The 24,831-nt window shown below is 68.0% G+C and carries 27 protein-coding genes; 21 read left to right on the forward strand and 6 right to left on the reverse strand.

The window, feature by feature from the left end:
- Window positions 1-202: 202 nt before the first annotated feature.
- From AB0C30_RS12670 to AB0C30_RS12740, 15 genes are all read left to right on the forward strand, one after another.
- A complete protein-coding gene (locus AB0C30_RS12670) occupies window positions 203-2,197 on the forward strand; it encodes a hypothetical protein (RefSeq protein WP_357942652.1) in 1,995 nt (664 codons plus the stop codon).
- On the forward strand, window positions 2,197-2,574 hold the full coding sequence (locus AB0C30_RS12675; protein ID WP_357942654.1) for a hypothetical protein: 378 nt from the start codon (window positions 2,197-2,199) through the stop codon (window positions 2,572-2,574). The genes AB0C30_RS12670 and AB0C30_RS12675 overlap by 1 nt, the downstream gene beginning before the upstream one ends.
- A gap of 479 nt (window positions 2,575-3,053) precedes the next feature.
- Entirely contained in the window at window positions 3,054-4,319 is a 1,266-nt protein-coding gene (gene glyA, locus AB0C30_RS12680) for a serine hydroxymethyltransferase (protein ID WP_357942656.1), read from the forward strand.
- Window positions 4,320-4,389: 70 nt separating this feature from the next.
- Complete coding sequence (locus AB0C30_RS12685) at window positions 4,390-5,679, forward strand: MraY family glycosyltransferase (protein WP_357942658.1); 1,290 nt, start codon at window positions 4,390-4,392, stop codon at window positions 5,677-5,679.
- 131 nt (window positions 5,680-5,810) lie between these two features.
- Entirely contained in the window at window positions 5,811-6,233 is a 423-nt protein-coding gene (locus tag AB0C30_RS12690; protein WP_357942660.1) for a hypothetical protein, read from the forward strand.
- Between the two features lie 65 nt (window positions 6,234-6,298).
- Window positions 6,299-6,514 (forward strand): AtpZ/AtpI family protein, encoded by a 216-nt coding sequence (locus AB0C30_RS12695; protein ID WP_214641702.1) that lies wholly within the window; start codon window positions 6,299-6,301, stop codon window positions 6,512-6,514.
- A 67-nt stretch (window positions 6,515-6,581) separates the two neighbouring features.
- A complete protein-coding gene (gene atpB / locus AB0C30_RS12700) occupies window positions 6,582-7,373 on the forward strand; it encodes a F0F1 ATP synthase subunit A (protein ID WP_357942662.1) in 792 nt (263 codons plus the stop codon).
- A gap of 74 nt (window positions 7,374-7,447) precedes the next feature.
- Window positions 7,448-7,687, forward strand: coding sequence for an ATP synthase F0 subunit C (atpE, locus tag AB0C30_RS12705; protein ID WP_357942664.1), 240 nt, complete (start codon window positions 7,448-7,450; stop codon window positions 7,685-7,687).
- Window positions 7,688-7,715: 28 nt separating this feature from the next.
- Window positions 7,716-8,267: a F0F1 ATP synthase subunit B gene (locus AB0C30_RS12710; protein WP_357942666.1), complete on the forward strand. Its 552-nt coding sequence runs from the start codon at window positions 7,716-7,718 to the stop codon at window positions 8,265-8,267.
- Window positions 8,264-9,085, forward strand: a complete 822-nt coding sequence (locus tag AB0C30_RS12715) for a F0F1 ATP synthase subunit delta (protein WP_357942668.1) — start codon at window positions 8,264-8,266, stop codon at window positions 9,083-9,085. The genes AB0C30_RS12710 and AB0C30_RS12715 overlap by 4 nt, the downstream gene beginning before the upstream one ends.
- Window positions 9,086-9,109: 24 nt before the next feature.
- Entirely contained in the window at window positions 9,110-10,759 is a 1,650-nt protein-coding gene (gene atpA / locus AB0C30_RS12720) for a F0F1 ATP synthase subunit alpha (RefSeq protein WP_357942670.1), read from the forward strand.
- A 3-nt stretch (window positions 10,760-10,762) separates the two neighbouring features.
- Complete coding sequence (locus AB0C30_RS12725; RefSeq protein ID WP_357942672.1) at window positions 10,763-11,665, forward strand: F0F1 ATP synthase subunit gamma; 903 nt, start codon at window positions 10,763-10,765, stop codon at window positions 11,663-11,665.
- A 1-nt stretch (window position 11,666) separates the two neighbouring features.
- Window positions 11,667-13,112, forward strand: coding sequence for a F0F1 ATP synthase subunit beta (gene atpD, locus AB0C30_RS12730; protein WP_357942674.1), 1,446 nt, complete (start codon window positions 11,667-11,669; stop codon window positions 13,110-13,112).
- A gap of 61 nt (window positions 13,113-13,173) precedes the next feature.
- A complete protein-coding gene (locus AB0C30_RS12735) occupies window positions 13,174-13,575 on the forward strand; it encodes a F0F1 ATP synthase subunit epsilon (protein WP_225290371.1) in 402 nt (133 codons plus the stop codon).
- Window positions 13,576-13,639: 64 nt separating this feature from the next.
- Complete coding sequence (locus AB0C30_RS12740) at window positions 13,640-14,020, forward strand: DUF2550 domain-containing protein (protein ID WP_357942676.1); 381 nt, start codon at window positions 13,640-13,642, stop codon at window positions 14,018-14,020.
- Between the two features lie 134 nt (window positions 14,021-14,154).
- On the opposite strand, the gene AB0C30_RS12745 is transcribed toward AB0C30_RS12740, so the two are convergent.
- Window positions 14,155-14,745: a cob(I)yrinic acid a,c-diamide adenosyltransferase gene (locus AB0C30_RS12745; RefSeq protein WP_357942678.1), complete on the reverse strand. Its 591-nt coding sequence runs from the start codon at window positions 14,743-14,745 to the stop codon at window positions 14,155-14,157.
- A gap of 127 nt (window positions 14,746-14,872) precedes the next feature.
- On the opposite strand from AB0C30_RS12745, the gene AB0C30_RS12750 reads away from it, so the two are divergent.
- From AB0C30_RS12750 to AB0C30_RS12765, 4 genes are all read left to right on the forward strand, one after another.
- Window positions 14,873-15,769: an ATP-binding cassette domain-containing protein gene (locus AB0C30_RS12750; protein WP_357942680.1), complete on the forward strand. Its 897-nt coding sequence runs from the start codon at window positions 14,873-14,875 to the stop codon at window positions 15,767-15,769.
- Entirely contained in the window at window positions 15,766-16,875 is a 1,110-nt protein-coding gene (locus tag AB0C30_RS12755; protein ID WP_357942682.1) for an ABC transporter permease, read from the forward strand. Before AB0C30_RS12750 ends, AB0C30_RS12755 begins: the two co-directional genes overlap by 4 nt.
- A gap of 30 nt (window positions 16,876-16,905) precedes the next feature.
- Window positions 16,906-18,075: a histidine kinase gene (locus tag AB0C30_RS12760; protein ID WP_357942684.1), complete on the forward strand. Its 1,170-nt coding sequence runs from the start codon at window positions 16,906-16,908 to the stop codon at window positions 18,073-18,075.
- Between the two features lie 89 nt (window positions 18,076-18,164).
- On the forward strand, window positions 18,165-18,482 hold the full coding sequence (locus AB0C30_RS12765) for an STAS domain-containing protein (protein ID WP_357942686.1): 318 nt from the start codon (window positions 18,165-18,167) through the stop codon (window positions 18,480-18,482).
- 201 nt (window positions 18,483-18,683) lie between these two features.
- Here the strand turns inward: AB0C30_RS12765 and AB0C30_RS12770 are convergent, their stop codons facing one another.
- From AB0C30_RS12770 to nucS, 5 genes are all read right to left on the reverse strand, one after another.
- Window positions 18,684-19,307, reverse strand: a complete 624-nt coding sequence (locus tag AB0C30_RS12770; protein WP_357942688.1) for a TetR/AcrR family transcriptional regulator — start codon at window positions 19,305-19,307, stop codon at window positions 18,684-18,686.
- Window positions 19,308-19,370: 63 nt separating this feature from the next.
- Window positions 19,371-20,843 carry an aldehyde dehydrogenase family protein gene (locus tag AB0C30_RS12775; protein WP_357942690.1) on the reverse strand — a complete coding sequence of 491 codons (1,473 nt, stop codon included), beginning with the start codon at window positions 20,841-20,843 and terminating at the stop codon, window positions 19,371-19,373.
- Window positions 20,844-20,880: 37 nt separating this feature from the next.
- A complete protein-coding gene (locus tag AB0C30_RS12780) occupies window positions 20,881-21,441 on the reverse strand; it encodes a GNAT family N-acetyltransferase (RefSeq protein ID WP_357942692.1) in 561 nt (186 codons plus the stop codon).
- A gap of 3 nt (window positions 21,442-21,444) precedes the next feature.
- Entirely contained in the window at window positions 21,445-22,755 is a 1,311-nt protein-coding gene (locus tag AB0C30_RS12785; protein WP_357942693.1) for a carotenoid oxygenase family protein, read from the reverse strand.
- A 74-nt stretch (window positions 22,756-22,829) separates the two neighbouring features.
- Window positions 22,830-23,492 (reverse strand): endonuclease NucS, encoded by a 663-nt coding sequence (gene nucS / locus AB0C30_RS12790; RefSeq protein WP_357942695.1) that lies wholly within the window; start codon window positions 23,490-23,492, stop codon window positions 22,830-22,832.
- A 188-nt stretch (window positions 23,493-23,680) separates the two neighbouring features.
- Here nucS and AB0C30_RS12795 point away from each other — a divergent pair, with 188 nt between their 5' ends.
- Complete coding sequence (locus tag AB0C30_RS12795; protein WP_357942697.1) at window positions 23,681-23,971, forward strand: ATP/GTP-binding protein; 291 nt, start codon at window positions 23,681-23,683, stop codon at window positions 23,969-23,971.
- A 65-nt stretch (window positions 23,972-24,036) separates the two neighbouring features.
- Complete coding sequence (locus AB0C30_RS12800) at window positions 24,037-24,741, forward strand: alpha/beta fold hydrolase (protein WP_357942699.1); 705 nt, start codon at window positions 24,037-24,039, stop codon at window positions 24,739-24,741.
- The last annotated feature ends 90 nt before the right edge of the window (window positions 24,742-24,831 follow it).

A 24,831-nucleotide genomic window follows, 5' to 3' on the forward strand; every position in this document is an offset into this window, starting at 1 on the left:
TGTCGGCCTTGGTCTGTTCGTCCACCCGGCTCGTCCGTATGCCCGTCCGCCTGGTTTGCCCGGCGGGCCTATTCGGTTTGTCCGGTCGGCGTGTACGGCGTGAAGGGACGCCTGACGTATACCGTCTGATTATCCCGGCTGCGGCGATGCCAGCAGGCCCTTACGGTGAAGTCCGGAGCGGCGAGACGTCCGGGAGTGACCCATGGGCAAGTTCGACGGCATGGATCCCAAGCTGGTCCGTGATCTGCTGGCCGAGGTTAAGCACGCGGTCACGCAGATGCGGTCGGTCGAGGGCCGTGTCGGGCAGGTCATGAGCGGGGCGGGTCTGGCCACCCAGACCACCCACCGCCCGGTCCAGGTGGCCGACGCAGCCGAGGTGATGGTCCGTGACGTGACGGCCCGGCTTGGGCTGCTGGAGAAGAAGGCCGATCATCCGCGGATGGGGGATCAGGCCAAGGAGGCCGCGCCGACGGTGGGCAGTGACGCCAAGGACGGCGACGAGCCCAAGAAGGACCGAGGCGATGAGCGGTCCAAGTACGAGAACCCGCGAGCGGACGACGGCACCCCTGCCGACAAGCCGGACGCCAAAACCGGCGAGGACAAGCCCGACACGAAGACGGGCGATAAGCCGGATGCCAAGGCAGACGATAAGCCTGACGCGAAGAGGGATGACAAGCCCGACGCGAAGACGGGCGATAAACCGGACGCCAAGACCGACGATAAGCCGGACGTCAGGACGGGCGAAGACAAGCCGGACGCGAAGACCGACGATAAGCCGGACGCGAAGACGGGCGAAGACAAGCCCGACGCCAAGACGGGCGAAGACAAACCGGACGCTAAGGCTTGCGATGACGACAAACCGGACGCCAAGACCGGTGCGGACAAGCCGGACGCCAAGACGGGTGACGACAAACCGGATGTCGACAACATCACGCCTGACACCGGTGACGAGCCCAAGGACGACGACATCGCCAGCAGGCGAGATCGCGGCGCCGACTCCGACAGCGGGATCATCGACACCCCGGCCAAGGACCATCCCGACGACTCCGACCCGCACAAACCTCGGGTCATCGTGGTCGACGGTGTCAAGGTGCTCCAGGTGCCCATTGATCCGCCTACGGCCGAAGAGTTGCGGGCGCTGCTCGACGACATCGAGAAGGTGCAGCCCGCCGAGATGCCCTCGGTCTCCGGCGACGCGTCCACGCACGGCGCGGACGTCAACGCCTGGGCCAACAACGGCAGCGACGTAGTGTCCATCGACGCCAAGCCGTTGGACCCCGACGCGGTGTCGACGGTGGTGGACCACGCGCGCGACGTCCAGCCGGCCGAGATGCCGAGGGTGGAGGTCCCGGCGGGCGAGTACGGCACGGGCGAGTGGGCACCCAGGCACATCAGCCCCGACGGCCAGCCGGGGACGATCGACCCCGGCAGTGCAACCTCATCCACGGGCCACCACACCCCATCAACTGGGGATATAGCCTCCGCAAGCGGCACGCCGTCCGTAGACGACATATCGGGCTCGACGGCGGACACGGCCGCTACGGCCCAGACAGCCGACTCCACCGCGACGGCGGACACACCCACGGCCACGACCGACACCGGCGAGTGCCAGGGAACGGACACGGGAACGCGCTCGACCGGCGACGGTTCGGTGGTCACACCGGCGGATCCGCCGGGTCAGCAGGTTCCGGATCAGAGGGCGGGTGATGCGACGCCCACCAACCCGCCGGGTCAGCAGGTGCCCGACCACAGAGCAGGTGACACGACACCGACCAATCCGTCGGGGCAGCGGGCCACGGATGTCTCGATGCCCACTGTCGGTGAACCGGTCGTGGTGCCACCTACCGAGCCGTCGGCGGATCAGGGTGGCTCCACCCCGCCGCCTGCCACCGACAGCGCGACGCCCCCGCCCGCCGACACCTCCACCCGCGAGACCACCGCTACGACCGTCTACGCGGCACAAGGGGCAGATGCCGGGAAGTGGGCCGGCGACGTCGTCTCCATCGACGTGAAGCCGCTGGACACCGACGCGCTCAGCACCCTGGTCGAACACGCCCGTGACGTTCCGCCCATGGACATGCCGAGTGTGCAGGTGCCACAGGGCGAGTACGGCAAGGGCGAGTGGGCGCTCAGAGACATTCAGCCTGATGGGCCGCCCGGCACAATCGAGCCGGGGACCCACGAGAGGAGCGTGTGATGTACCTGGACCCGCCCGCCCCTCAACCCCGCCAACCGGGCGAGAACCCGCCCGTCAACGGTAACGGCAACCCCCTGGAAGCCCACCCAAGGGCCTGGGAGTTCAATCCCGAGTACCAGCGCCTGGTCACCGCCTGGCAGACCGTCCTACCCCTGCTAGAGGGCCTCACAACGGCCCTTGACAAGGCGTACCAGCTTGCCAAGAGCCCGCAGACGTGGGATGCCCCTGTGGGCACCCGCTACGTCGAGGACATCGGCGCGTGGCGCTCCAGGCTCGCCCTCTACCGTCAGGCCGTGCTGACGTCGATCAGCGAGGAGGCCGCCGACACGCCTCGCTGGGTGCCCAGTGCGATCGGCGCCCCTCACGCGTTCTCCTGACAGCCCGCCCCACTGACCGCCCACCTGACCGCTCGGCTGGGTCGATGCTGGGCCCAGTCACTCGACTGGCCGCCATACCGGCTGCTCGGCTGGTCGCCTCCTCGGGGGCGGTGGCCCCAACGGTCCCCCGGTGTTTCGTCACCCGACCGTCTCAATCTCGGTGACGGTCTGACGTGGCTGGGGTCTTTTGGAGGCATATCCCCTGCGGGGAGTAGGGGAAGACGGTTCGTGGGGTTGGGGTGCCGTCGAGCGGCCCCGGGTGAGCGGAGGAGGCGGTCCGTGATGGCTTGGGTCCCTTCGGGCGGGTCCTCCGTCGGGGGAGTGGAAGATGACGGTCCGTCGTGGCTGGGGTCCCCGTCAGGTAGAGGAAGGACGGATGGTCGGCGCGCGTCCGTGGAGCAGCGCTTCGGCAGCCCGCCTGACTGCCGGAACGACGGTGGGGCATGGGAAAAACGGACAAATGGCCGTACAGTGGGAGAATGGGTGTAGTGCCCTACTACGGTCCGGACTTCGGACGGCTCCAGCGGCAGGACCCCGAGCTGGCTCAGGTGCTGCTCGACGAGCTGGAACGGGTCCGCGGTGGTCTCCAGCTGATCGCGAGTGAGAATCTCGCTTCCCCGGCGGTCCTCGCCGCCCTCGGATCCACCCTGACCAACAAGTACGCCGAAGGCTACCCGGGCCATCGCTACTACGGTGGCTGCGAGGTCGTCGACCGGGCGGAGCGGCTGGCGATCGAGCGGGCCTTGAGGTTGTTCGGGGCCGAGCACGCCAACGTGCAGCCCCATTCGGGGGCCTCCGCCAATCTCGCGGCGTACGCGGCCCTGCTGCAGCCCGGCGACACCATGCTGGCCATGGACCTGCTGCACGGCGGTCATCTCACCCATGGCTCGAAGGTGAACTTCTCGGGAAGATGGTTCGACGTCGTGTCATACGGGGTGCGACGGGACACCGAACTCATCGACTACGACGAAGTACGGGACCTCGCGCTGCGGCACCAGCCAAAAGTGATCGTCTGTGGCGCCACCTCCTACGCCCGGCTGATCGACTTCGCCGTCTTCCGTGGCATCGCGGACGAGGTGGGCGCCTGGCTGCTCGCCGACGTGGCGCATCCGATCGGGCTGATGGCCGGTGGCGCCATTCCGTCCGCCGTGCCGTACGCGGACGTGGTCACCTACACCACGCACAAGGCGCTGCGCGGACCGCGCGGGGGCGGCATCCTCTGTACGGCGGAGCTCGCCGCGCGGATCGACCGGGCGGTGTACCCGTTCATCCAGAGCGGTCCCCTCATGCACGCCGTGGCGGCCAAGGCGGTGGCGTTCGGCGAGGCGCTGCGGCCCGAGTTCGGCGCGTACGCCAAGCAGGTGGTCGCCAATGCCCAGGCCCTGTGCGACTCCCTGGCGGCCGAGGGGATGCGGCCGGTGTCAGGCGGCACGGAGACGCATCTGATGCTCATCGACCTGCGCGAACTGGGCGTGTCGGGCGCCGAGGCCGAGCGGCGGTGCGCCGCGGCGGGGATCACGCTCAACCGGAACGTGATCCCGTACGATCCGGAGCCTCCGGCCGTGACCTCCGGGATACGTGTCGGCACGCCGTGTCTCACCACTCAGGGGATGGGGCCCCAGGAGTTGAAGGAAGTGGGGGCCCTGCTCGTGCAGGCCGTACGCCATCCGGGCACTGCGGCCGAGGTCAAGGGGCGGGTCGCGGCCCTGGTGGGGGCCTTCCAGCCATATGACAGCCAATATTAAGAGCCAAAATTAAGCTGGTGTGTGTCGATTTCCGGTCACAGCCGGTCGGAGCATCCAGGAAACTAGGTCCGTGCGCGAATACCTGTTCATGGCGCTCATTGCGGCAGCGGTGACGTATCTGCTCGTCCCGCTGGTGCGCCGCTTCGCCATCCGCATCGGCGCCATGCCCGAGGTCCGCGAACGCGACGTGCACACCACGCCGACGCCGAGACTGGGCGGTCTGGCCATGTACGGCGGGCTGGTCGTCGGGCTGCTGGTGGCCAGCGAGCTGACCAACACCGGCAAGGTGCTGAGCGAGGCCGAGGGCAACCCGGTGATGGCGTTGATCATCTCGGGCGGCCTCATCACGTTGACGGGGTTCCTCGACGACTGGTGGGGCATGGACGCCTTCATCAAGCTGGCCGGCCAGATCGCGGCCGCCGGCGTGCTCGTCTGGTTCGGCCTGCGGCTCACCTACATCCCGCTGCCCAAGGACTGGGGCGGCTCCACCAGCCTCGACTACACACTGAGCACCGTCATCACGATCATGGTCGTGGTGGTGGCGATCAACGCGGTCAACTTCGTCGACGGCCTCGACGGCTTGGCGGCGGGCATCGTCTGCATCGCGGGCATGGCCACCTGGGCCTACTCGATCTTCCTCAAACAGAGCATCAGCGGCGACCGCATCGCCACCACGGCGGCCATCGCCGCCATCCTCATCGGCTGCTGCCTGGGATTCCTGCCGCACAACTTCCATCCCGCGAAGATCTTCATGGGCGACACCGGGGCGATGCTCATCGGGCTCGTGCTCGCCTCCTCGATCGTCACCGTGACGCCGGTCGACCCGTCGGTCATCGAGGGCATGAACCGGGTGCCGGTGCTGCTGCCGCTGCTCGTGCCCGCCGCGGTGCTGGTGCTCCCGCTCATCGACCTGATCACCGCCGTCGTGCGGCGCACCTCGCACGGCATGTCGCCGTTCGCGCCCGACCGCGGTCACCTGCACCATCGCCTGCTCGACATCGGCCACTCCCACCGCCGCACCGTGCTGATCATGTACGCGTGGACGTTCCTGTTCGCGTTCGGCATCGTCGCGCTGTCCACGATCGGTGTGCCCATCCTGCTGTTCCCGGTGGTCATCCTGCTCGCGCTCGGTGTGCTGGTCCTGATGGCCGCGCCACGCTGGCGGGGCAGGGGCGGCCTCCACTCCCGCGGCAGGTCCGACGACGACGGCCCGCCCACGGGCCCCATGCCGCCGATCGTGCCGGAAGCCGAGGTCAGGCGGCAGGTCCCGCCGCCCGTCGGACCGCCGCCGGGTCCGTCGCAGGAGCGGGCGAGCGCCGCGGCGAAACCGGTCATTCCTGCCGTTCCAGGCCGTTCATGATCGCGAACTAGAAACGGCAGGTAAAAGCGGTCTTCAGTGAGCTTGTGATATCTTTCACGAGCAGGGGCCCCCAATGCACCGGCTTTGGGGGTAGCAAACGCTCGCTTGATAACATGCTTACTGGAGCACCGATGCAGGCCAACGACGTGCGCGTACTCAAGAGTGCCGCGATCCCCACCCTCGCGGTTGGGGTGGTCGCCGTGGTCGTGGCCCTGCTCCTGTCGGGAGCGAAGGGAGCGCTGGGCGCGGCCATCGGCGCGGCGCTCGTCGGTGTCTTCTTCAGCATCAGCGTGGTGGCCGTCTCCTACGCGGCCCGAGTGTCCCCGCAAATCATGGCCATCGTCGCGATGGTGAGCTATCTCATCAAAGTCATCGCCATCATGGCGATGCTGGCGGCCTTCGGCGACACCACGGCGTGGAACAACAGGGCTTTCGCCTGGTCCGTCGTGGTATGCACGCTCGTCTGGACGGCTTTCGAGGTCCGGGCGTTCATGAAGACAAAAATGCTTTATGTCGACCCCGAAGCCAAGGTCCCGGGGAACGGTGGCCCATGAGGCTGGTAAAGGGATGGGGTCCGATATGACTAGTCCTCTACTTGCCTGCTATCGTCGGCCCCGCGATGAGCGAACAGGAACGCCGACCGGAAGACGACGGTCAGGACTTCGCCAACGCCGCATGGTCGATCCCCAGCTACCTGCTCGCCGGGATGGCGATCTACGGCGGCGGCGGCTGGTTGCTGGACCGTTGGCTCGACACGTCCGCGTTCTTCCCTATAGGCGTCGTCCTGGGGATCGTACTGTCCGTGTACCTGGTCTACCGCAAGTACGGTCGCTAGCCGCACGGCGCGACCACTTCGCTGAGGAAACCCTTGTGATCCGCTACGACGTTGAAGGGAACGCCGCGTGAGTGCGCTGACGGTCCTCGCCGACGATCAGTTCAAGGCGCCGTCGCCTGATGAACTGTTCAATTTCGCCCCCATCATTCCCGGGGTGGACTGGTTCACCAAGCCGGTTCTTCTCGCGATCCTCAGCTCGATCATCGTGATCGGCTTCTGCTGGGCAGCCTTCGCCAGCCCGAAGATCGTGCCACGGGGCGTTCAGAACGTGGCCGAATACGGCTACATGTTCGTCCGCGACCAGGTCGCCCGGCCCTTCCTGGGCAAGGACGCCGACCGGTGGATGGGCCTGCTGCTGACGCTGTTCTTCCTGGTGTTCGTGTGGAACATCATGGGCGTCGTCCCGCTGCTCCAGTTCCCCGTGGCCTCGCACATCGCCTTCCCGGCCGTGCTCGCGATCTCGATCTACGTGCTGAAGGTCTACCTGGGCGTCAAGCACCAGGGCGCGATCGGCTACTTCAAGAACATGATGTTCCCGCCGGGACTGCCCAAGCCGATCTACATCCTGCTGTCGCCGATCGAGTTCCTGTCGAACCTGATCATCGCGCCGTTCACGCATGCGGTCCGACTGTTCGCGAACATGTTCGCGGGCCACATGCTCCTCGCGTTCTTCAGCATGGTGGGCTTCTGGTTCCTGTTCGAGAAGCTGACCCCGCTGGGCGCCCCCGTCGGCGTCATCGGCGTGATCATGACCATCATCTTCACCGGCTTCGAGATCTTCATCCAGTTCCTGCAGGCGTTCCTGTTCGCCATGCTGGCCTCGATGTACATCGGCAACGCACTTCACCCCGAGCACTGAGAACCATCCATACCGGAATATCCATGACCGGTGGAGACACCGCTTCACCGGCCGTCCAGTAAAGGAATACAGCAATGAGCGTTCTCGCTGAGGTCTCCGGCAACGTCACCGCCATCGGTTACGGTCTTGCCGCCATCGGCCCCGGCATCGGCGTCGGCATCATCTTCGGTCAGGGCGTGCAGGCCATCGCGCGCCAGCCCGAGGCCTACGGCCTGATCCGCCAGAACATGCTCCTCGGCTTCGTCCTCACCGAGGCCCTGGCCCTGCTCGGTCTGGTCGCGCCGTTCATCTTCCAGAACATCGGCGCCTCCTGATCACCCCTTCTGACGAAAGGCTGCATCCATGATCAAGGCAGCTACGCTCCTGGCCGCGGAGGAGGGGTCCAACCCCCTCATCCCGCACACATTCGAGCTCGTCGTCGGTATCTTCTCGTTCCTCGTCGTCCTCTTCGTAGTCGGTAAGCTGCTCGTCCCGCGTATTCAGACGACGCTGGCCGAGCGTACCGAAGCTATCGAAGGCGGCATAAAGCGAGCGGAAGAGGCTCAGGCCGAGGCCCTGAACCTGCAGAAGCAGTACCGCGAACAGCTGGCCGAGGCCAGGCAGGAAGCGGCTCGTCTCCGTGAGGAGGCTCGCGAGCAGGCCGCGGAGATCCGGGCAGAGCTCCGCGAGGAGGCGCAGGCCGAGGCCCGCCGTCTCGTCGAGGCGGCGCACGCCCAGATCGAGGCGGACCGGCAGGCGGCCTTCGCCCAGCTCCGTACCGAGATCGGCCGGCTGTCGACCGACCTGGCCGGCCGCATCGTTGGTGAGTCCCTGGAGGACGAGGCCCGGCAGAGCCGCGTCATCGACCGGTTCCTCGACGAGCTGGAGCGCTCGGACGCGCAGGCGGTGCGGTGAGCGACCAGATGAGGGGCCTCAGCAAAGACTCGCTCGCCGTGGTCGAGGAGCGGTTCAACGCTGTGGCGGGCTCGGCGGACCTGGGCCGGCTGGCCGAGGACCTCAACGCGATCGCGGACCTGCTGGACCGTGAGCACGGACTGCGCCGGGCCCTGTCGGACCCGGCCCGGCCCGGTGCTCAGAAGGCGCAGGTCATCCGGAATCTGCTCGATGGCAAGGTCAGCGCGGCCGCGCTCGCCACGGCCGAGGCCGCGGTCGAGGTCAAGTGGTCGCGCGCCGGAGACCTGGCCGACGTGCTCGAACGGCTCGGCGTCGTCGCCGCGGCCGCGGAGGCCGAGGCGCAGGGCAAGCTGGACGACGTGGAGGACGAGCTCTTCCGCTTCGGCCGGATCGTCGCCGCCAACCTCGAGCTCCGCCTGGCCCTCACCGACGCGGCCGCTCCCGAGGAGGGCAAGCGGCAGCTGCTGCAGGACCTGCTCGGTGGCCGTGCCGCCCCCACCAGCCTGCGTCTGATCACGCAGGTGGTCGTGCATCCTCGTGGGCGTAGCCTGGAGGCAGGCCTGGAGGAGTTCAGCCGGCTGGTGGCGCAGCAGCGCCAGCGCCTCGTCGCGACGGTGCGCACCGCGGTCGAGCTGACCGGGGAGCAGAAGCAGCGTCTCACGGCGTGGCTGCGCACCTCTTACGGTCGCGACGTGCACGTCAACGTCGAAGTGGATCCCCGAGTGCTCGGTGGTTTCTCGGTCCGCATCGGCGACGAGATCATCGACACCACCATTGTGGGACGAATCGAAGAAGTCCGCCGCCGGTTGGCCGGCTAGGGCGATAGAGGAGACAGAGAAGAGATGGCGGAGCTTACGATCCGGCCGGACGAGATCCGGGACGCGCTTGAGCGCTTCGTCCAGGCGTACGAACCGGAAGGCGCCGCGCGCGAGGAGATCGGGACCGTCGTCGACTGTGGCGACGGCATCGCCCATGTCTCCGGCCTTCCCTCGGCGATGGCGAACGAGCTGCTCGAGTTCGAGGACGGCACGCGCGGCCTGGCACTCAACCTCGACACCCGCGAGATCGGTGTCGTGGTCCTGGGCGACTTCAGCAGCATCGAGGAGGGCCAGACGGTCCGCCGGACGGGCGAGGTCCTGTCCGTGCCCGTCGGCGATGGCTTCCTCGGCCGCGTGGTCGACCCCCTCGGCAACCCGCTCGACGGCAAGGGCGCCATCGAGTCCGAGGGCCTGCGCGCCCTCGAACTCCAGGCCCCCTCGGTCGTCCAGCGGCAGCCGGTGAAGCAGCCGCTGCAGACCGGCATCAAGGCGATCGACGCCATGACGCCGATCGGCCGTGGCCAGCGTCAGCTGATCATCGGTGACCGTGGCACCGGCAAGACCGCGATCGCCGTGGACACCATCATCAACCAGCGCGAGAACTGGGCGTCCGGTGACCCGGACAAGCAGGTGCGCTGCGTCTACGTCGCGGTCGGCCAGAAGGGCTCGACGATCGCCCAGGTGCGGGCTCGCCTCGAGGAGGCGGGCGCGCTCGAGTACACCACGATCGTCGCCGCCCCGGCGTCCGACCCCGCGGGCTACAAGTACATTTCGCCCTACACCGGTTCCGCCATCGGGCAGCACTGGATGTACCAGGGCAAGCACGTTCTCATCGTCTTCGACGACCTGACCAAGCAGGCCGACGCCTACCGCGCGGTCTCGCTGCTGCTGCGCCGTCCGCCGGGCCGTGAGGCCTTCCCGGGCGACGTCTTCTACCTCCACTCCCGCCTGCTGGAGCGCTGCGCCAAGCTCTCCAACGACATGGGCGCGGGGTCGATGACCGGTCTGCCGATCATCGAGACCAAGGGTAACGACGTCTCGGCGTTCATCCCGACCAACGTCATCTCCATCACCGACGGGCAGTGCTTCCTGGAGACCGACTACTTCAACGCCGGTATCCGCCCCGCCATCAACGTCGGTATCTCGGTCTCGCGAGTCGGTGGCTCGGCGCAGATCAAGGCGATGCGGAAGGTCGCGGGCACGCTGCGTCTGTCGCTGTCGCAGTATCGCGACCTGGAGGCCTTCGCGGCCTTCGCGTCCGACCTCGACGCGGCGTCCAAGGCTCAGCTGGAGCGCGGTCAGCGCCTGACCGAGCTGCTCAAGCAGGCCCAGTACTCGCCGTTCTCGGTCGAGCGCGAGGTCGTGTCGGTCTGGGCCGGCACCACCGGTGAGCTCGACGAGGTGCCGGTCGAGGACATCCGCCGCTTCGAGTCGGAGTTCCTGGACTACCTGCAGAGCAAGCACAAGGGTGTCTTCGACAGCATCCGTGAGACCAACGATCTGCTGGACGACACGGTGACCGTGCTCAAGGACGCCATCACGGAGTTCAAGAAGTCCTTCACCACCTTCTCCGGCGAGCTCCTGGTCAAGGACGAGCCGGTCGCACCGCTCGAAGAGGGCGAGGTCGGCCAGGAGAAGATTCGCAAGGTCGTCCGCTCGGCGGAGAAGAAGTAGCCCATGGGTGCCCAGCTAAGGCTGCTGCGGCGGCGGATCAAGTCGGTCAAGTCGACCGCCAAGATCACCCGCGCTCAGGAGCTCATCGCCTCTTCGCGGATCGTGAAGGCGCAGATGCGGATGCAGGCGGCGCTGCCGTACGAGCGTGAGATCACTCGCGCCGTCACCGGCGTCGTCAGCAACGCGGCGAGCGTCGACCATCCGCTGACCGTGGCGAAGGACAATCCCACCAAGGCGGGCGTGCTCGTCGTCACCAGCGACAGCGGGTTCTGCGGCGGCTTCAACGCCAACGTCCTGCGCGAGGCCGAGGCCCTGCGCGGACTGCTGAAGACCCGCGGCCTGGAGGTCATCCCGTTCGTCACCGGCCGTAAGGGTGTCACCTGGCACTCCTTCCGCAACCGGACGATGGGCGGGCAGTGGGTCGGCTTCTCCAGGAAGCCCGCCTACAGCGACGCCAAGGAGATCGCCGAGCTGCTGATCGAGTCGTTCAAGGACGAGAACGGGATCGACGAGATCCACATCGTCTCGACCGAGTTCGTCTCGATGCTCACGCAGAACGTCGTGGTCAAGCGCATCCTGCCGCTGGAGGTCGAGGAGACCGAGGCGAGCGAGAGCGACGCGATCCCGCCCTACTTCGAGTTCGAGCCCACCGCGGCCGACGTACTCGAGTCGCTGCTGCCGCGTTACGTGGAGTCCCGCATCTTCACGGCGCTGCTGGAGTCGGCGGCTTCAGAGGAGGCCGCGCGTCGCCGCGCGATGAAGTCCGCCACGGACAACGCCAACGAGCTGATCCGCGTGTTCACCATGCAGATGAACCAGGCTCGTCAGGCGGAGATCACCCAGGAAATCAGCGAGATCGTCGGTGGCGCCAACGCGCTCGCTGACGCCGCAGCGGGGAAAGAGTGAAATGACTGCAGAGGCTGTTGAGACCGTTGAGACCCCCGCGGCCGGTGTCGGCCGCGTGGCTCGGGTCACAGGGCCCGTCGTCGACGTGGAGTTCCCCGTCGAGGCGATGCCCGACATCTACAATGCGCTGACCATCGACGTAACCCTCGGTGAGGACACCAAGCTGCTGACCCTCGAGGTCGCCCAGCACCTCGGTGACAACATCGTCCGGGCCATCTCCATGCAGCCCACCGACGGTGTGGTCCGGGGTGCGGCCGTCACGGACACCGGCCTGCCGATCTCGGTGCCCGTCGGCGACGTCGTCAAGGGTCACGTGTGGAACACGCTCGGCGAGTCGCTGGACGTGCCGACCGCTTCTCTCAAGATCAACGAGAAGTGGGGCATCCACCGGCCGTCGCCGCCGTTCGACCAGCTCGAGTCGCGCACCGAGCTGCTCGTCACGGGCATCAAGGTCATCGACCTGCTCACGCCGTACGTACAGGGTGGCAAGATCGGCCTGTTCGGCGGCGCGGGTGTGGGCAAGACCGTCCTCATCCAGGAGATGATCCGCCGGGTCGCCCGCAACTTCGGTGGCACCTCGGTGTTCGCCGGCGTCGGCGAGCGCACCCGTGAGGGCAACGACCTCTGGCTGGAGATGGAAGAGGCGGACGTCCTCAAGGACACCGCGCTCGTCTTCGGTCAGATGGACGAGCCGCCGGGCACCCGTCTGCGGGTCGCCCTGTCGGCGCTGACGATGGCGGAGTACTTCCGCGACGTGCAGAAGCAGGACGTGCTGCTCTTCATCGACAACATCTTCCGCTTCACGCAGGCCGGCTCCGAGGTGTCCACGCTCCTCGGCCGTATGCCGTCGGCCGTGGGTTACCAGCCCACGCTGGCCGACGAGATGGGTGTGCTCCAGGAGCGCATCACCTCGACGCGTGGTCACTCGATCACCTCCATGCAGGCGATCTACGTGCCCGCCGACGACATCACCGACCCGGCCCCGCACAACGCGTTCGCGCACCTCGACGCGCAGACCGTGCTCTCCCGGCCGATCTCGGAGAAGGGCATCTACCCCGCGGTGGACCCGCTCGACTCCAACTCCCGCATCCTCGACCCGCAGATCGTGGGCGAGGAGCACTACGCGGTGGCCCAGGAGACCAAGCGGATCCTGCAGAAGTACCGCGAGCTCCAGGACATCATCGCCATCCTCGGTATCGACGAACTGTCGGAAGAAGACAAGGTGACCGTCCAGCGGGCCCGCCGTATCGAGCGGTTCCTGTCGCACCCGATGTACGCCGCCGAGGCGTTCACCGGCCAGCCCGGCGAGAACGTGCCGCTGGAGGAGACCATCCGCTCCTTCAAGGGCCTGTGCGCCGGCGAGTACGACCACCTGCCCGAGCAGGCGTTCTTCATGGTGGGCGGCATCGACCAGGCCATCGCCAAGGCCAAGGAACTCGAGCGCTGATCGCCCGTGGTGGGGGTATGGCGCGAGCCGTACCCCCACTCCTGTCCGGAAAGGAGCCTACGTGGCGAAGCTACGAGTAGGCGTTGTCTCGCCCGAGCGTGAGATCTGGTCGGGCGAGGCCGACATGGTGATTGCCAAGACCGTGGACGGCGAGATCGGTATTATGCCGCAACACGCACCTGTGCTCGGCGTCCTCGTCGAGGGCGGCGTGCTGCGCGTGAAGCGGGAGGGCAAGGGCGACCTGGTCGCGGCGGTCCACGGCGGATTCATCTCCGTGGCCGACGACGAGGTGTCCGTGCTCGCCGAGGTCGCCGAGCTCGGCTCGGAGGTCGACATCGCGGCGGCCCGTGACGCTCTCGAACGGGCGCAGGCCTCGATCGAGGCCGACCAGGCGGACGCCGACGCGGCCGTCGAGGCCAAGCGTGCCAAGGCCCGGCTGCGTGCGGCCGGCGAAGAGGTCTAGATCCTTTGAGGTCTAGATCCTTGAGGTCTAGTTTTTTGAAGCGGGTTTGATGCAAGGGGGCGGCTTGGTAGCGACGGTTCTCATCTGTGTGCTGCTGGTCGCCGTCCTGGTGGTGTTGCGCGGGCTCCTGGTGGCCCGCTCCCGGGGGAGTGTGCCCTGCCGCCTGCGCGTGGGAGACCACGGCTGGCAGCGCGGGGTAGCCCGCTACGCCGACGGGGAGCTCCATTGGATCCCGCTCATAGGTCTGCGACTCAGGCCCCGCCACGCTATCGCGAGGCGGGGCCTCGTCGTTTCCTCGCGGCGGGAGTTGGACAGTGGGTTCTTCGCGGTGGACTGCTCTGGCACCACGCGGGACATCTCGCTGGCGATGAGTGCGGATGCGCTGACCGGGTTTCTCGCCTGGCTTGAGTCCGCGCCGCCGAGCGCTTATCTGGACGTCGCCTAGGCTCCGGCGGGGTTCGTCACGCGACCGTTTCGGTCTTTGCGACGGTCCGTGGTGGTTGAGGTCCCTTGGGAGGGATACCCCCTCCGGGGGAGCAGAAGAACGCGGCCCGTGGGGGCTGAGGTCCCTAAAGGGAGTTAGCGGGTGCCGCCTGGCTTCCAGAGGATCTCGCCGCCCGCGTGGGCGACTCTGCACAGGATGAACAGCAGGTCTGACAGGCGGTTGAGGTATCTGGCCGTCAGCGGGTTCATGTCCTCGTGCGCTTCCAGCGCCGCCCACGTCGTACGTTCCGCGCGCCGGACGGTGACCCTTGCCACGTGCAGCCCGGCTATCGACGGGTCGCCGCCGGGGAGGATGAAGCTGCGCAGTGGCTTGAGCTGCTCGTTGAACTCATCGCACCGCGCCTCCAGCCAGTCGATGTAGGACTGCTCGACCCTCAACGGCGGGAACTCCGGATTGTCCGTGACCGGCGTCGCCAGATCGGCGCCCACGTCGAAGAGCTCGTTCTGGACGCGGATCAGCACCGCCGTCAGGTCCATCGGCAGCGTGCCGTGCGACATGGCCAGGCCCAGATGGGCGTTCGCCTCCTCCACGTCCGCGTAGGCCGCCAGGCGGAGGTCGGTCTTGGCGGTGCGGCTCATGTCGCTCAGCGTGGTCGTGCCGTCGTCTCCGGTGCGGGTGTAGATCCGGGAGAGGACGACCGGCTTGTCCTTGTCGGCACGCGTCATGAGGTCAGCGTAATGACAAAAGTCACCCGGAACGGACGCGGGGCGCATACGGCGTCGGTGATTTGCACGACTACCAGCGTGCGGCGCCGCCCGAGACGATGGCTTGCATGACAAAGGAGAGGATCTGATGCTCGAGATCAGCGAGCTGCGTAAGCGCTTCGCCGGTGGGCCGGACGCGCCGGAGGGCAAGGTTGCCCTCGACGGGATCAGCTTCGCCGTACGGGCGGGCGAGATGTTCGGGTTCGTCGGCGCGAACGGCGCCGGCAAGACGACCACCATGCGGATCGTCATGGGTGTGCTGCAGCCCGATGAAGGCTCGGTCGGCTGGCAGGGCCGGCCGCTGGAGTACAACGACCGGCGGCGGTTCGGCTACATGCCCGAGGAGCGGGGGCTGTACCAGAAGATGCGGGTCGCCGAGCAGGTCGAGTACTTCGGTCGGTTGCACGGCATGGACGCCGCGGCGGCCAGGACGGCGGCCGGCGACCTGCTGGAGCGGCTGGGCCTGACCGAGCGCCGGGGTGACGCGGTCGAGGCGCTGTCGCTGGGCAACCAGCAGCGCGTGCAGCTCGCGGTGGCGCTGGTGCACGATCCCGAGGTGCTGGTGCTCGACGAGCCGTTCTCCGGGCTCGACCCGATCGCGGTGGACGCGCTGGCCACGGTGTTGCAGGAGCGGTGTCGCGGGGGCGTACCGGTGATCTTCTCGAGCCATCAGCTGGAGCTGGTGGAGCGGCTGTGCGACTCGGTCGGCATCGTGTCAGCGGGCCGGATGGTGGCCAGCGGTACGGTCGGCGATCTGCGGGCGGCGGAGAGCCGTACGCTCCGCGTCGTGGTGCGCGACCCGGCGCCCGGGTGGGCCGACGGCCTGCCGGGCACCGTCACCGTCACCGGCGATCGGCATGTGCTGCTCACCACCGACGGGGATGGCCAGGAGATCCTGCGCCGCGCCATGAAGGCCGGGCAGGTCGAGCACTTCGGCGCCGAGCAGCCGACCCTGACCGAGATCTTCAAGGAGGCCGTGGCGTGAACAGCGTGATGCTGGTGGCGAGGCGCGAGATCACCACCCATATCCGGACGAAGGCCTTCGTCATCGGACTGCTCATCACCGCCGTACTGGTGGGCGCGGTGGCGTTCGCGCCGAAGGTCCTGGACCGCCCTGATTCGTACAAGATCGGCACTGTGAACTCCCAGCAACTGCCGCTCAAGGCGGCCCTGCCGGAGGCGGAGTTCGAGTGGCGCACGTTCCCCGACGAGGCGGCGGCCAAGAAGGCGGTGCTCGACGGCGACGTGGACGCGGCGCTGGTGAACAACGCCAAGGTGCTCACCGACGGAGAGATCGAGTCCGAGCTCGGCGTGCTGCTGCAGAGCACCAACCGGGAGCTCAAACTGGGCGCCGCAGGCGTGTCGATCCCGCCGCTCCAGATGGTGTCCGTGGGTGCCGACACCCGCTACCAGGCCGCCAGGACCGGGATCGCCGTGGTGCTCGTCCTCGTGCTCTTCATGCTGATCATCGGACAGGTCATGATGGTCGCCATGGGAGTGGTGGAGGAGAAGGGCAGCCGGATCGTGGAGATCCTGCTCACCTCGGTCCGGCCGTGGCAGCTGCTCGCCGGCAAGATCATCGGTCTGGGCGCGCTCGGCCTGATCAACCTCGTCACGATTCTGGTGGTCGGTGTGTCGGCCTCGCTCGTCTCGGGCATCGCGGTGGACTTCCCGCCCGGCCTGCCGGGGATCGTGGCGGGGGTACTGCTCTGGTTCGTACTCGGCTACGCCTTCTTCGCCACGCTCGCGGCCGCGCTCAGCTCGCTGGTCTCCCGGCAGGAGGAGGTGAGCAACGTGATGTCTCCCCTGACCATGCTGATCATGGTGACCTATTTCGGTGCCTTCTACGCCACCACCGACCCCACCGGGACGCTGGCCAGGGTCGCCTCGCTCGTGCCGCCGTTCTCCTCGATGGTCATGCCGGTGCGGATGGCCGCCGCCGACGTGCCGCTCTGGGAGATCGGGCTGTCCACGGTGCTGATGGTGCTCGCCGTGGCGGGGGTGCTGTCCTTCGGCGCGAAGGTGTACGAGCGGGCGGTGCTGCGGACCGGGGCCAGGGTCAAGCTCGGCGACGTGCTGCGCGCGAAATAGATGGACCCGAAACAGGTGGACGCGAAATAGATGGATGCGATCAGGCGGGCGCGGCGCATCTCCCTGTGCGTGCTGAACTCCATGATCGTGATGACGTGGGTCGGCATCGCCCTGGCGACCCTCGGCGGCCTCGCCACCGGCACGCTCTCCTGGCTGCGCATCGTGCCCGCGATGATCGCCTTGATCGTCTTCACCTGGCTCTTCCTGCGCATCACCCGCGCCGTCCTGGAGCGCCGCTACCTCACGAGAGAGGTGGTGGCGGCCGGCGCTCTCGCCGTCCTCGCCGCGGTGTTGGGGGGCGCCGACCCGTTCGGATGGGGCTTCGGGCTGCTGGCCTGGGTGTCCGTGGCGCTGATCAATATCCGCGTGTGGGCGGCCGTGGGCCTGGCAGTGGGTACGGCCGCGGTCGGCACCGGGCTGGGCGTCGTCACCCTCCTCATGGGACAGCCCCTCGTGTCGATCCTCGTTCCGTACGACGATGGGGCGGTCCTCGCCCTGGGACTCGTCTACGCGATCATGTGCGCCCTGCTGCCGCCGTCCAACCGGTTCTGGGCGTGGATCTACACGCTGGCCGTACAGGCTCACGAGGGCAGGGAGGCGCACACCCGGCTGGCGGTCGCGGAGGAGCGGCTGCGCTTCGCCAGGGACCTGCACGATCTCGTGGGGCACCAGCTCTCGGCCATCGCGGTCAAGACCGAGCTGGCCGTACGGCTGTCGGCCGCCGACGCCGTCGCCGCGAAGGCGGAGATGGTGGCGGTGAACACCCTGACCAGGACGGCGCTGCGGGAGCTGCGCCAGGCGGTGCGCGGCTATCGCGAACTTGACCTGAGCGCTGAGCTGAATAGCGTGAAAGGCGTACTCGAAGCGGCCGGCGTCCGCTGCGAGCTGCTGCTGCCCTACCGCGAGCCGCCCGGCGGCGTGGCGCCCGTGTTCGCCTACGCGGTCCGCGAGGCGGCGACGAACGTGCTCAAGCACAGTACGGCCTCTTTCTGCGAGATCACCCTCCGCTTCACCGAGGAGGAGGCGGAGCTGAGCGTGCGCAACGACGGAGTGGTCCGCCATCAGGTGTCCGACCTGGGCAGTGGCCTGACGGGCATGGGGGAGCGGCTGGCGGACATCGGCGGCAAGGTGACGGCCCGTCCCACAGGCGATGGAGAGTTCCTTCTGCGGGCGGTTGTGTCACTTCCGCTGCGTGGGTAGGGGGACGGTGCCGGGTTCACCTCGGCGGACGCCCTGCGGAAGGGTATGAATACGCCGCGTGAGGTGTGCGGCGTGACTGAGGAGGTGGCATGCGCGTCCGGGGCAATCCCAAGGCCCAGGTGGTGCGGATCGGAGCGCGGCTCGACGCGGGCACGTCGGCGGGGGTGCGGGAACGTCTGCACGACGCGGTCGACTCCGGCGAGGGCGATCTGATCCTCGACCTCTCCAAGCTGGAGATGATCGACGCCACCGGTCTCGGAGTGCTCGTGGGCACGCATCGGCGCGCGCTCAGCGTGCAACGCCACCTCGTTCTTCGGGGGGTGCCACCGCGGATCATGCGGGTCTTGGCGGTGACCCGGCTGAATCGGGTCCTGCGGGTAGAGATTCAGGCAGCCGCGGTGGCCTGAAGCGGCGCCCGGCGGGTGCTCGGGAGTGCGCCGGGATGTCGCGATATATAGGGGCGAGCAGCGATCAGCCGCTGCTCGCCCTCTTTTCCGCGGCCATACTCCCACACGCGGTAGTAGTTTCTGGAACTCAGATATCACCCTTTAGCTTGGTGATTATCTCCTTACCAGATCGCCAGATAAACACGAACCGTAATCAGCGCCTCACGGCGAACCGAGGGATCTGCCGAAGATGTGTACGGCCACACCGACCAGTTCGTCGATGGACGGCGGCTCCTCCGACAGCAGCCATTCGATGAGCAGCTCTTGTAGCGCTCCAATAACCCCGAGCGCCACCAGGCGTCGATTCGGTTCGGCGCCCAGAGGGAATTCCGCCGCCGCCTCCTCGACAAGGCGGGCGAAGGAGTCGACGGCCCGCTGCCGGGAAGCGGTCAGAATGTCGCCCGACCTGCGTACCTCAAGGTGCATGATGCGGGCGCGACGCCAGTCGGCCGTGGAGAACTCGATATACGCGCGAATCCCGGCCTGCATCCTGTCGTCCAGGGTCGCAGGCGCCTCTTGTAACGCCTTGGCCACAACGGCGAGGGTTTCCTCCGCGCACCGCTCGTGCAGCGCCTGAAGAAGTTCCTCACGGCCGCCGAAACATTCGTAGAAGGCGCGGTTCGAGATCCGGGCCTCCGAGCACAGCCTTTCGATGGTCGTAGCCACGAAACCTGGCTTCGCGTATAGCGTGTAGGCGGCTGTCATCAGCCGCTCGCGTCTGTCCGCCAGCCTTTGCTCAGCCGACATTCCCCGGTAAGACCGGTTCACATTCCACCCGTCCAACATGATCGTGGCCCCCAGAGCACACAATTATGGACGGATGATCCGTTTTGGGAAAGAGCATATACTTTATCTCTTACGTCGGCCGTGCAAGAACGTGACAAGCCTGATCAGCCGCTCAAGCTCAGCGGGGGCTCTGCTGAACGAAGTCAGGTTCATGCCGGGCATCGCGAAGCGTTGACGGCTGATCGCTTTGGGCCTGGCGAACTCCCGCAACCCGTCGGCCCCGTGGATGCGCCCGAAGCCGGAATCGCCGATTCCGCCGAACGGCAGCGCGGGCACTCCGGCGAACGAGATGACCGAGTTGACGGCCGTCATCCCGGTACGCATCAGCCGGGCCAGCTCCGTCGCCCGGCGCGCGTTGCCGGAGAAGACCGTGCCGGCCAGCCCATATGCGGAGGCGTTGGCCAGCTCCAGCGCCTCCCGCGCGTCGCGGGTGCGCCGTACGGTGATCGTCGGGCCGAACGTCTCCTCGCGCACCGCGGGGGAGTCCTCCGGCACGTCCTCGACGATCACCGGGTCGACGTACGGCGCCCGCACCGAGCCGGGGCCACCTGTCACGACTTTTCCAGACTTGGTGGCGTCGTCGATGTGGCGCCGGATGATGTCCAGCTGGCCCGGCATGGTGATCGGCCCGTAGTCCTCGCCGGCTTTGACCGTGGCGACCCGGTCCGACAGCTCGCGCATGAAAGTTTCATAGACCGCGTCCACGACGTACACCCGCTCGACACCCACGCACGTCTGCCCGGCGTTGGACATCGCCCCCCACAGACAGGCGTCGGCGGCGGCCTTCAGGTCGGCGTCGGCGTCGACGATGAACGCGTCCTTGCCGCCGCACTCGGCCACGATCGGCGTCAGGTTCTCGGCGCAGGCCGCCATGACCCGCTTGGCCGTGGCGGTCGAGCCGGTGAACGCCACCTTCTTGACCCGCGGGTCCTTCGCCAGCAGCGCGCCCGTCTCCCCGAGCCCGGTCACGGTCTGGAACACCGGCTGCTCCGGCACCGACTCGGCGAACAGCTCCGCCAGACGTACCCCGACGCCGGGGGTGAGCTCGCTGGGCTTGAAGACGACCGCGTTGCCGGCCGCGAGCGCGTACGCGATCGAGCCCATCGGCGTGAAGACCGGATAGTTCCACGGCCCGATCACACCGACCACGCCCAGCGGCAGGTATTCGAGCGTGGCGGCCAGGTTGAGGCCGATCACCCCGGTCGAGACGCGGCGCCGCCCCAAAACCTTGGCCGCGTTGCGGGCCGCCCAGTCGAGGTGCGTGATCGCCAGCACCATCTCCAGCGTGGCGTCGCCGACCGGCTTGCCCGTCTCCTCGTGCACGAGCCCGGCCAGCTCCCTGAGGTGCTGGGTGAGCACGGCCTTGTAGTCGAGCAGGCGGCGCCTGCGCTCGGCGGGAGCCAGCCCGGCCCACCAGGTCGCGGCCTGCTCGGCCCGGCCGACGGCATCGCGTACGCCCTCGGCGGACTGCTTGGGGTGACTTCCGACGACCTCGCCGGTAGCCGGGTTCAGTGAGTCGAACGTCAGCGTGGTCATGGCGTCACCCTAGACCGGTAAGCCGTCACTTACCAGCTCAGGACGCCGCCCGCCACATGCCCCACACGAGCGGCCCGTCGGGGAGCCGGAACTCTTCGGTGACGTGGAATCCGTACTTCTCGTAGAGCGACACGTTGGACTCCTTGCTGCACTCCAGGTAGACGGGCAGCCCGGTGCATCGGGCCAGACCGGTTCGCAGCAGCGCCCCGCCCACGCCGCGGCCCCGCACTTCGGGCAGCGTGCCGATCTGCGCCAGGTACCAGTGCGGCTCGGCGGGCCGGTGCGCGGCGAACGTCTCCTCCAGCACCATGCCGTGCGACACCCGCTCGCCCATGGCCTCGACGAAGCCGGGGAGGCCGGCCTCGTCCGGCTGGTGACCCGGCGGATCCCAGAGCGCGGCCCCCGCCATCGCGCCCTCGGCGTCGTAGGCGGCCTCGGTGATCGCGTGGCTGTAGCGGACGAGCGTGGTGAACATCAGCGCCGTGCCCGGATCGTCCGGCAGCAGCCACCTGACCACCGGGTCATCGTGGAACGCCCTGGCCAGCACCTCACCGGCCAGCTCGATGACGGCCGGGTCCGCGACGAGTGCGAGGTCCATGGCTCAGCCCTCCGCCAGCCACGTCCCGTGGAAGCCGGCCGGGACGCGCTGGGGCAGCCGGATCGACGCCACGTCCGAAAGGTCGCTCGCGTCGAGCACCAGCAGCTCGGAGCTGCCGCCCGTGGTGACCACCGACAGCAGCCAGCCCTCGTCCTCGGCCCGCGCCCCCTCGGCCGCCACGAACACCGCCTCGCCCGTGTCGTCGCCGGTCATCCTGACCTGAGCGGTGTCGGTCTGGTGGTCGTACTTGACGATGGAGTTAGAGTTCTCGCCCACCGTGTACAGGTAGCGGCTGGGGCGGCCCAGCAGGTCGTCGGCGAACGTGGGGAACTCGATGCCCCGGTCGTCGAGCGCCTCCTCCTTGACCAGGCCGGACGCCGGGTCGAGCGTCCACTGGTGCAGTGTCGCGCCGCCGATCGTGGCCGCATGCCTGGCCGGGTCCCCGGTGTTGCCGATGCGGGCCCAGACCCGGGTGAAGGACTCCCGCGAGTAGCGGGCGCCGTTGAGCACGATCCGGCCGTCCGCGTCCTCCCACGCGTTGCCGACGTGGAAGACGTAGCACGGGTCGACCTCGAACCACTGGGTCGGGCCGCCCTGCCTGGGCGTCACGCCGATCCGGGCGCCGTATCCGTCCTCCCAGGCGTACGGCATGCCGCCCGCGCGCCCGGCCTCGAACACGAAGGGCAGGTCGAGCCAGACCAGGTAGTGCTCGGTGACGGCGAAGTCGTGCATCATCGTCGACTTCGGCACCTCGATCTCCCGGCTCTCCACCAGCTCGCCGCCCGCCGACAGGCGGTGGTAGGTGACGTACGGCGGGGCGTAGCCGTAGCCGAAGAAGTGCAGCTCGCCGGTGGCCGGGTCCTCCTTGGGATGCGCGGTCATGGCCGTGGTCAGCCGCCCGCCGAAGTCGCACGGGCCGACCGTGGCCAGCTCCGGCGTCATCTCGTACGGCAGGCCGTTCTCGACGAGCGCGAAGATCCGGTCGGCGTGCCTGATCACGGAGGTGTTGGCCGTGACGGCGGCCAGGTCGACGCCGCGCTCGCCGATGAAGGGCGCGTCGTCGGTGAACTTCTTGGTGCGAACCCACCGGTTTCGATACCACTCCGCCCGGCCCCGGTCGATCCGTACGCCATGCAGCATCCCCGCTCCGCCGAACCAGTGGCCGGGGTCGAAGCCCGGCTTTGGATTGGGTCCGTTACGGAAATATCGCCCGGTCAACTCGGTGGGCAGGGCGCCGGAGACGGGGAGGTCGTGGGCCTCGGTCTCGTCGGAGACGGGGGCGAGGTTGCCGCTCAGGTAGAAGGGCGTCGTCATATCACGCTCCAATCTTGATAGGTCAAAACTAGAATGTCTAGTCGTGACATGTCAACACAGGAACGTGGTGTGTATCAGAAGAGCGTGGGGTTCTCCGGTTCGATCCCGCGCAGCGCGTCGTAGTCGAGCGTGACGCAGTGGATGCCCCGGTCGGTGGCCAGCACGCGGGCCTGGGGCTTGATCTCCTGGGCGGCGAAGACGCCGCGGACCGGGGTCAGCAGCGGGTCGCGGTTGAGCAGCTCCAGATAGCGGGTCAGCTGCTCGACGCCGTCGATCTCACCGCGGCGCTTGATCTCGACCGCCACCGTCGCGCCGACCGCGTCGCGGCACAGGATGTCGACCGGGCCGATCGCCGTCATGTACTCGCGGCGGACCAGCGTGTAGCCGGGGCCCAGCGTCGTGATGTGCTCGGCGAGCAACTCCTGAAGGTGCGCCTCGACGCCGTCCTTGATCAGACCGGGGTCGACGCCGAGCTCGTGACTGGAGTCGTGGAGGACCTCGTCCATCGTCAGGACCAGCTTCTCGCCGGACTTGCCGTGGGTGACGGTCCAGGTCTGGCCGTCCTCCTTGAGCTTGCACGGCGGGTTCATCCAGTTGAGCGGCTTGAAAGCCCGGTCGTCGGCGTGGATGGACACGCTGCCGTCCGCCTTGATGAGAATGAGCCTCGGCGCCATCGGCAGGTGAGCCGTGAGCCGTCCGATGTAATCCACGCTGCATCGCGCGATGACCAGCCGCATGACGGCCAACCCTACCGGCTCTGGAAAACTGGACGCATGGCGTTCGCGATGGTGGGAGTGGTCGCCCCCGGCCCAAGGGGCGCGGGGGCCGGCGAGATGTCCGTTCGGGCGGAGCCATTCGTTCGGGCGGAGCCATTCGTACGGGCGGAGCCATTCGTACGGGCGGAGCCATTCGTACGGGCGGAGCCATGAGCCCGCGCCGCGCCCGCCGCAGGGAGTCCTCGCGCCCGCTCGGCCTGCCCGGGGGCATGGAGCGGGTGGAGGAATGGCCGGACGGCGAGTGGAAAGTCCGCATGCTCACCGGCTCCTCCTCGACCAAGGACTACCGTTGCCCCGGCTGCGACCAGGAGATCCGCGGCGGCCAGCCGCACCTGGTGGCCTGGCCGAGCTGGAGCGGCGGCGACGACGAGCGTCGCCATTGGCATCCGGCCTGCTGGCGAAAGAGACTGGATCGCGGCCCCGGCCGCAGTCGCTACTGAGCGGCCCCGCCCCCGCCCCCAGCCCCCGCCCCCCAAGGGGCAAGATCACACTGAAGGGACCGACCTTGGAGATTCGCGCGGCGACGGTGCTGCCCGCCCGGCGAGAGCCGATCGAGTTGCACACGGCCGACGGCCAGACCCTGGTCGGGGAGCTGGCCCTGCCCCTCGACCGGCCCCCCGTGGCGACACTCGTCACCTTCCATCCCCTGCCCACCCACGGCGGGTTCATGGACAGCCACGTCTTCAAGAAGGCGGCCAACCGCCTGCCCGCCCTGGCCGACCTGGCCGTGCTCCGCTTCAACACGCGCGGCACCTCCTCCGAGCGTGGCACCTCCTCCGGCACCTTCGACGGAGGGGAGGGGGAGCGGTTCGATGTGGCGGCGGCGCTGGAGTACGCCGAATACCACGACCTGCCGCACGTGTGGGCGGTCGGCTGGTCGTTCGGCACCGAGCTGACGCTGAAATGGGCCCGCGACCCGCTCGTGGAGGGCGCCATCCTCCTCTCGCCGCCGCTGCACCGGGCCACGGACGAGGACCTGGACGCGTGGGCCGAATTCGGCCGGCCGCTGGTGGCGCTGGTGCCGGAGTTCGACGACTACCTGCGGCCCGAGGAGGCCAGGCGGCGCTTCGCGCGGGTGCCGCAGGCCGAGGTCATCGGGGTCGACGGGGCCAAGCACCTGTGGGTGGGCGAGCCTTACGTACGCATCGTGCTGGATCAGATCGTCAGCCGGGTGAACCCGGCCGCGGCCCCGCTGCCCGTCGACGCCTGAGTTGGCGATTATTTTCGGACATCGTGTAGTTCTTGATGAAATCCGCCGAAAGATCTAGACGAATCCTCTATCGCGGGTGACAATCCGATC

Origin of the sequence: Nonomuraea sp. NPDC048901, assembly GCF_040649695.1 — a bacterium.
In the GTDB taxonomy this organism is placed as follows: Bacteria; Actinomycetota; Actinomycetes; order Streptosporangiales; family Streptosporangiaceae; genus Nonomuraea.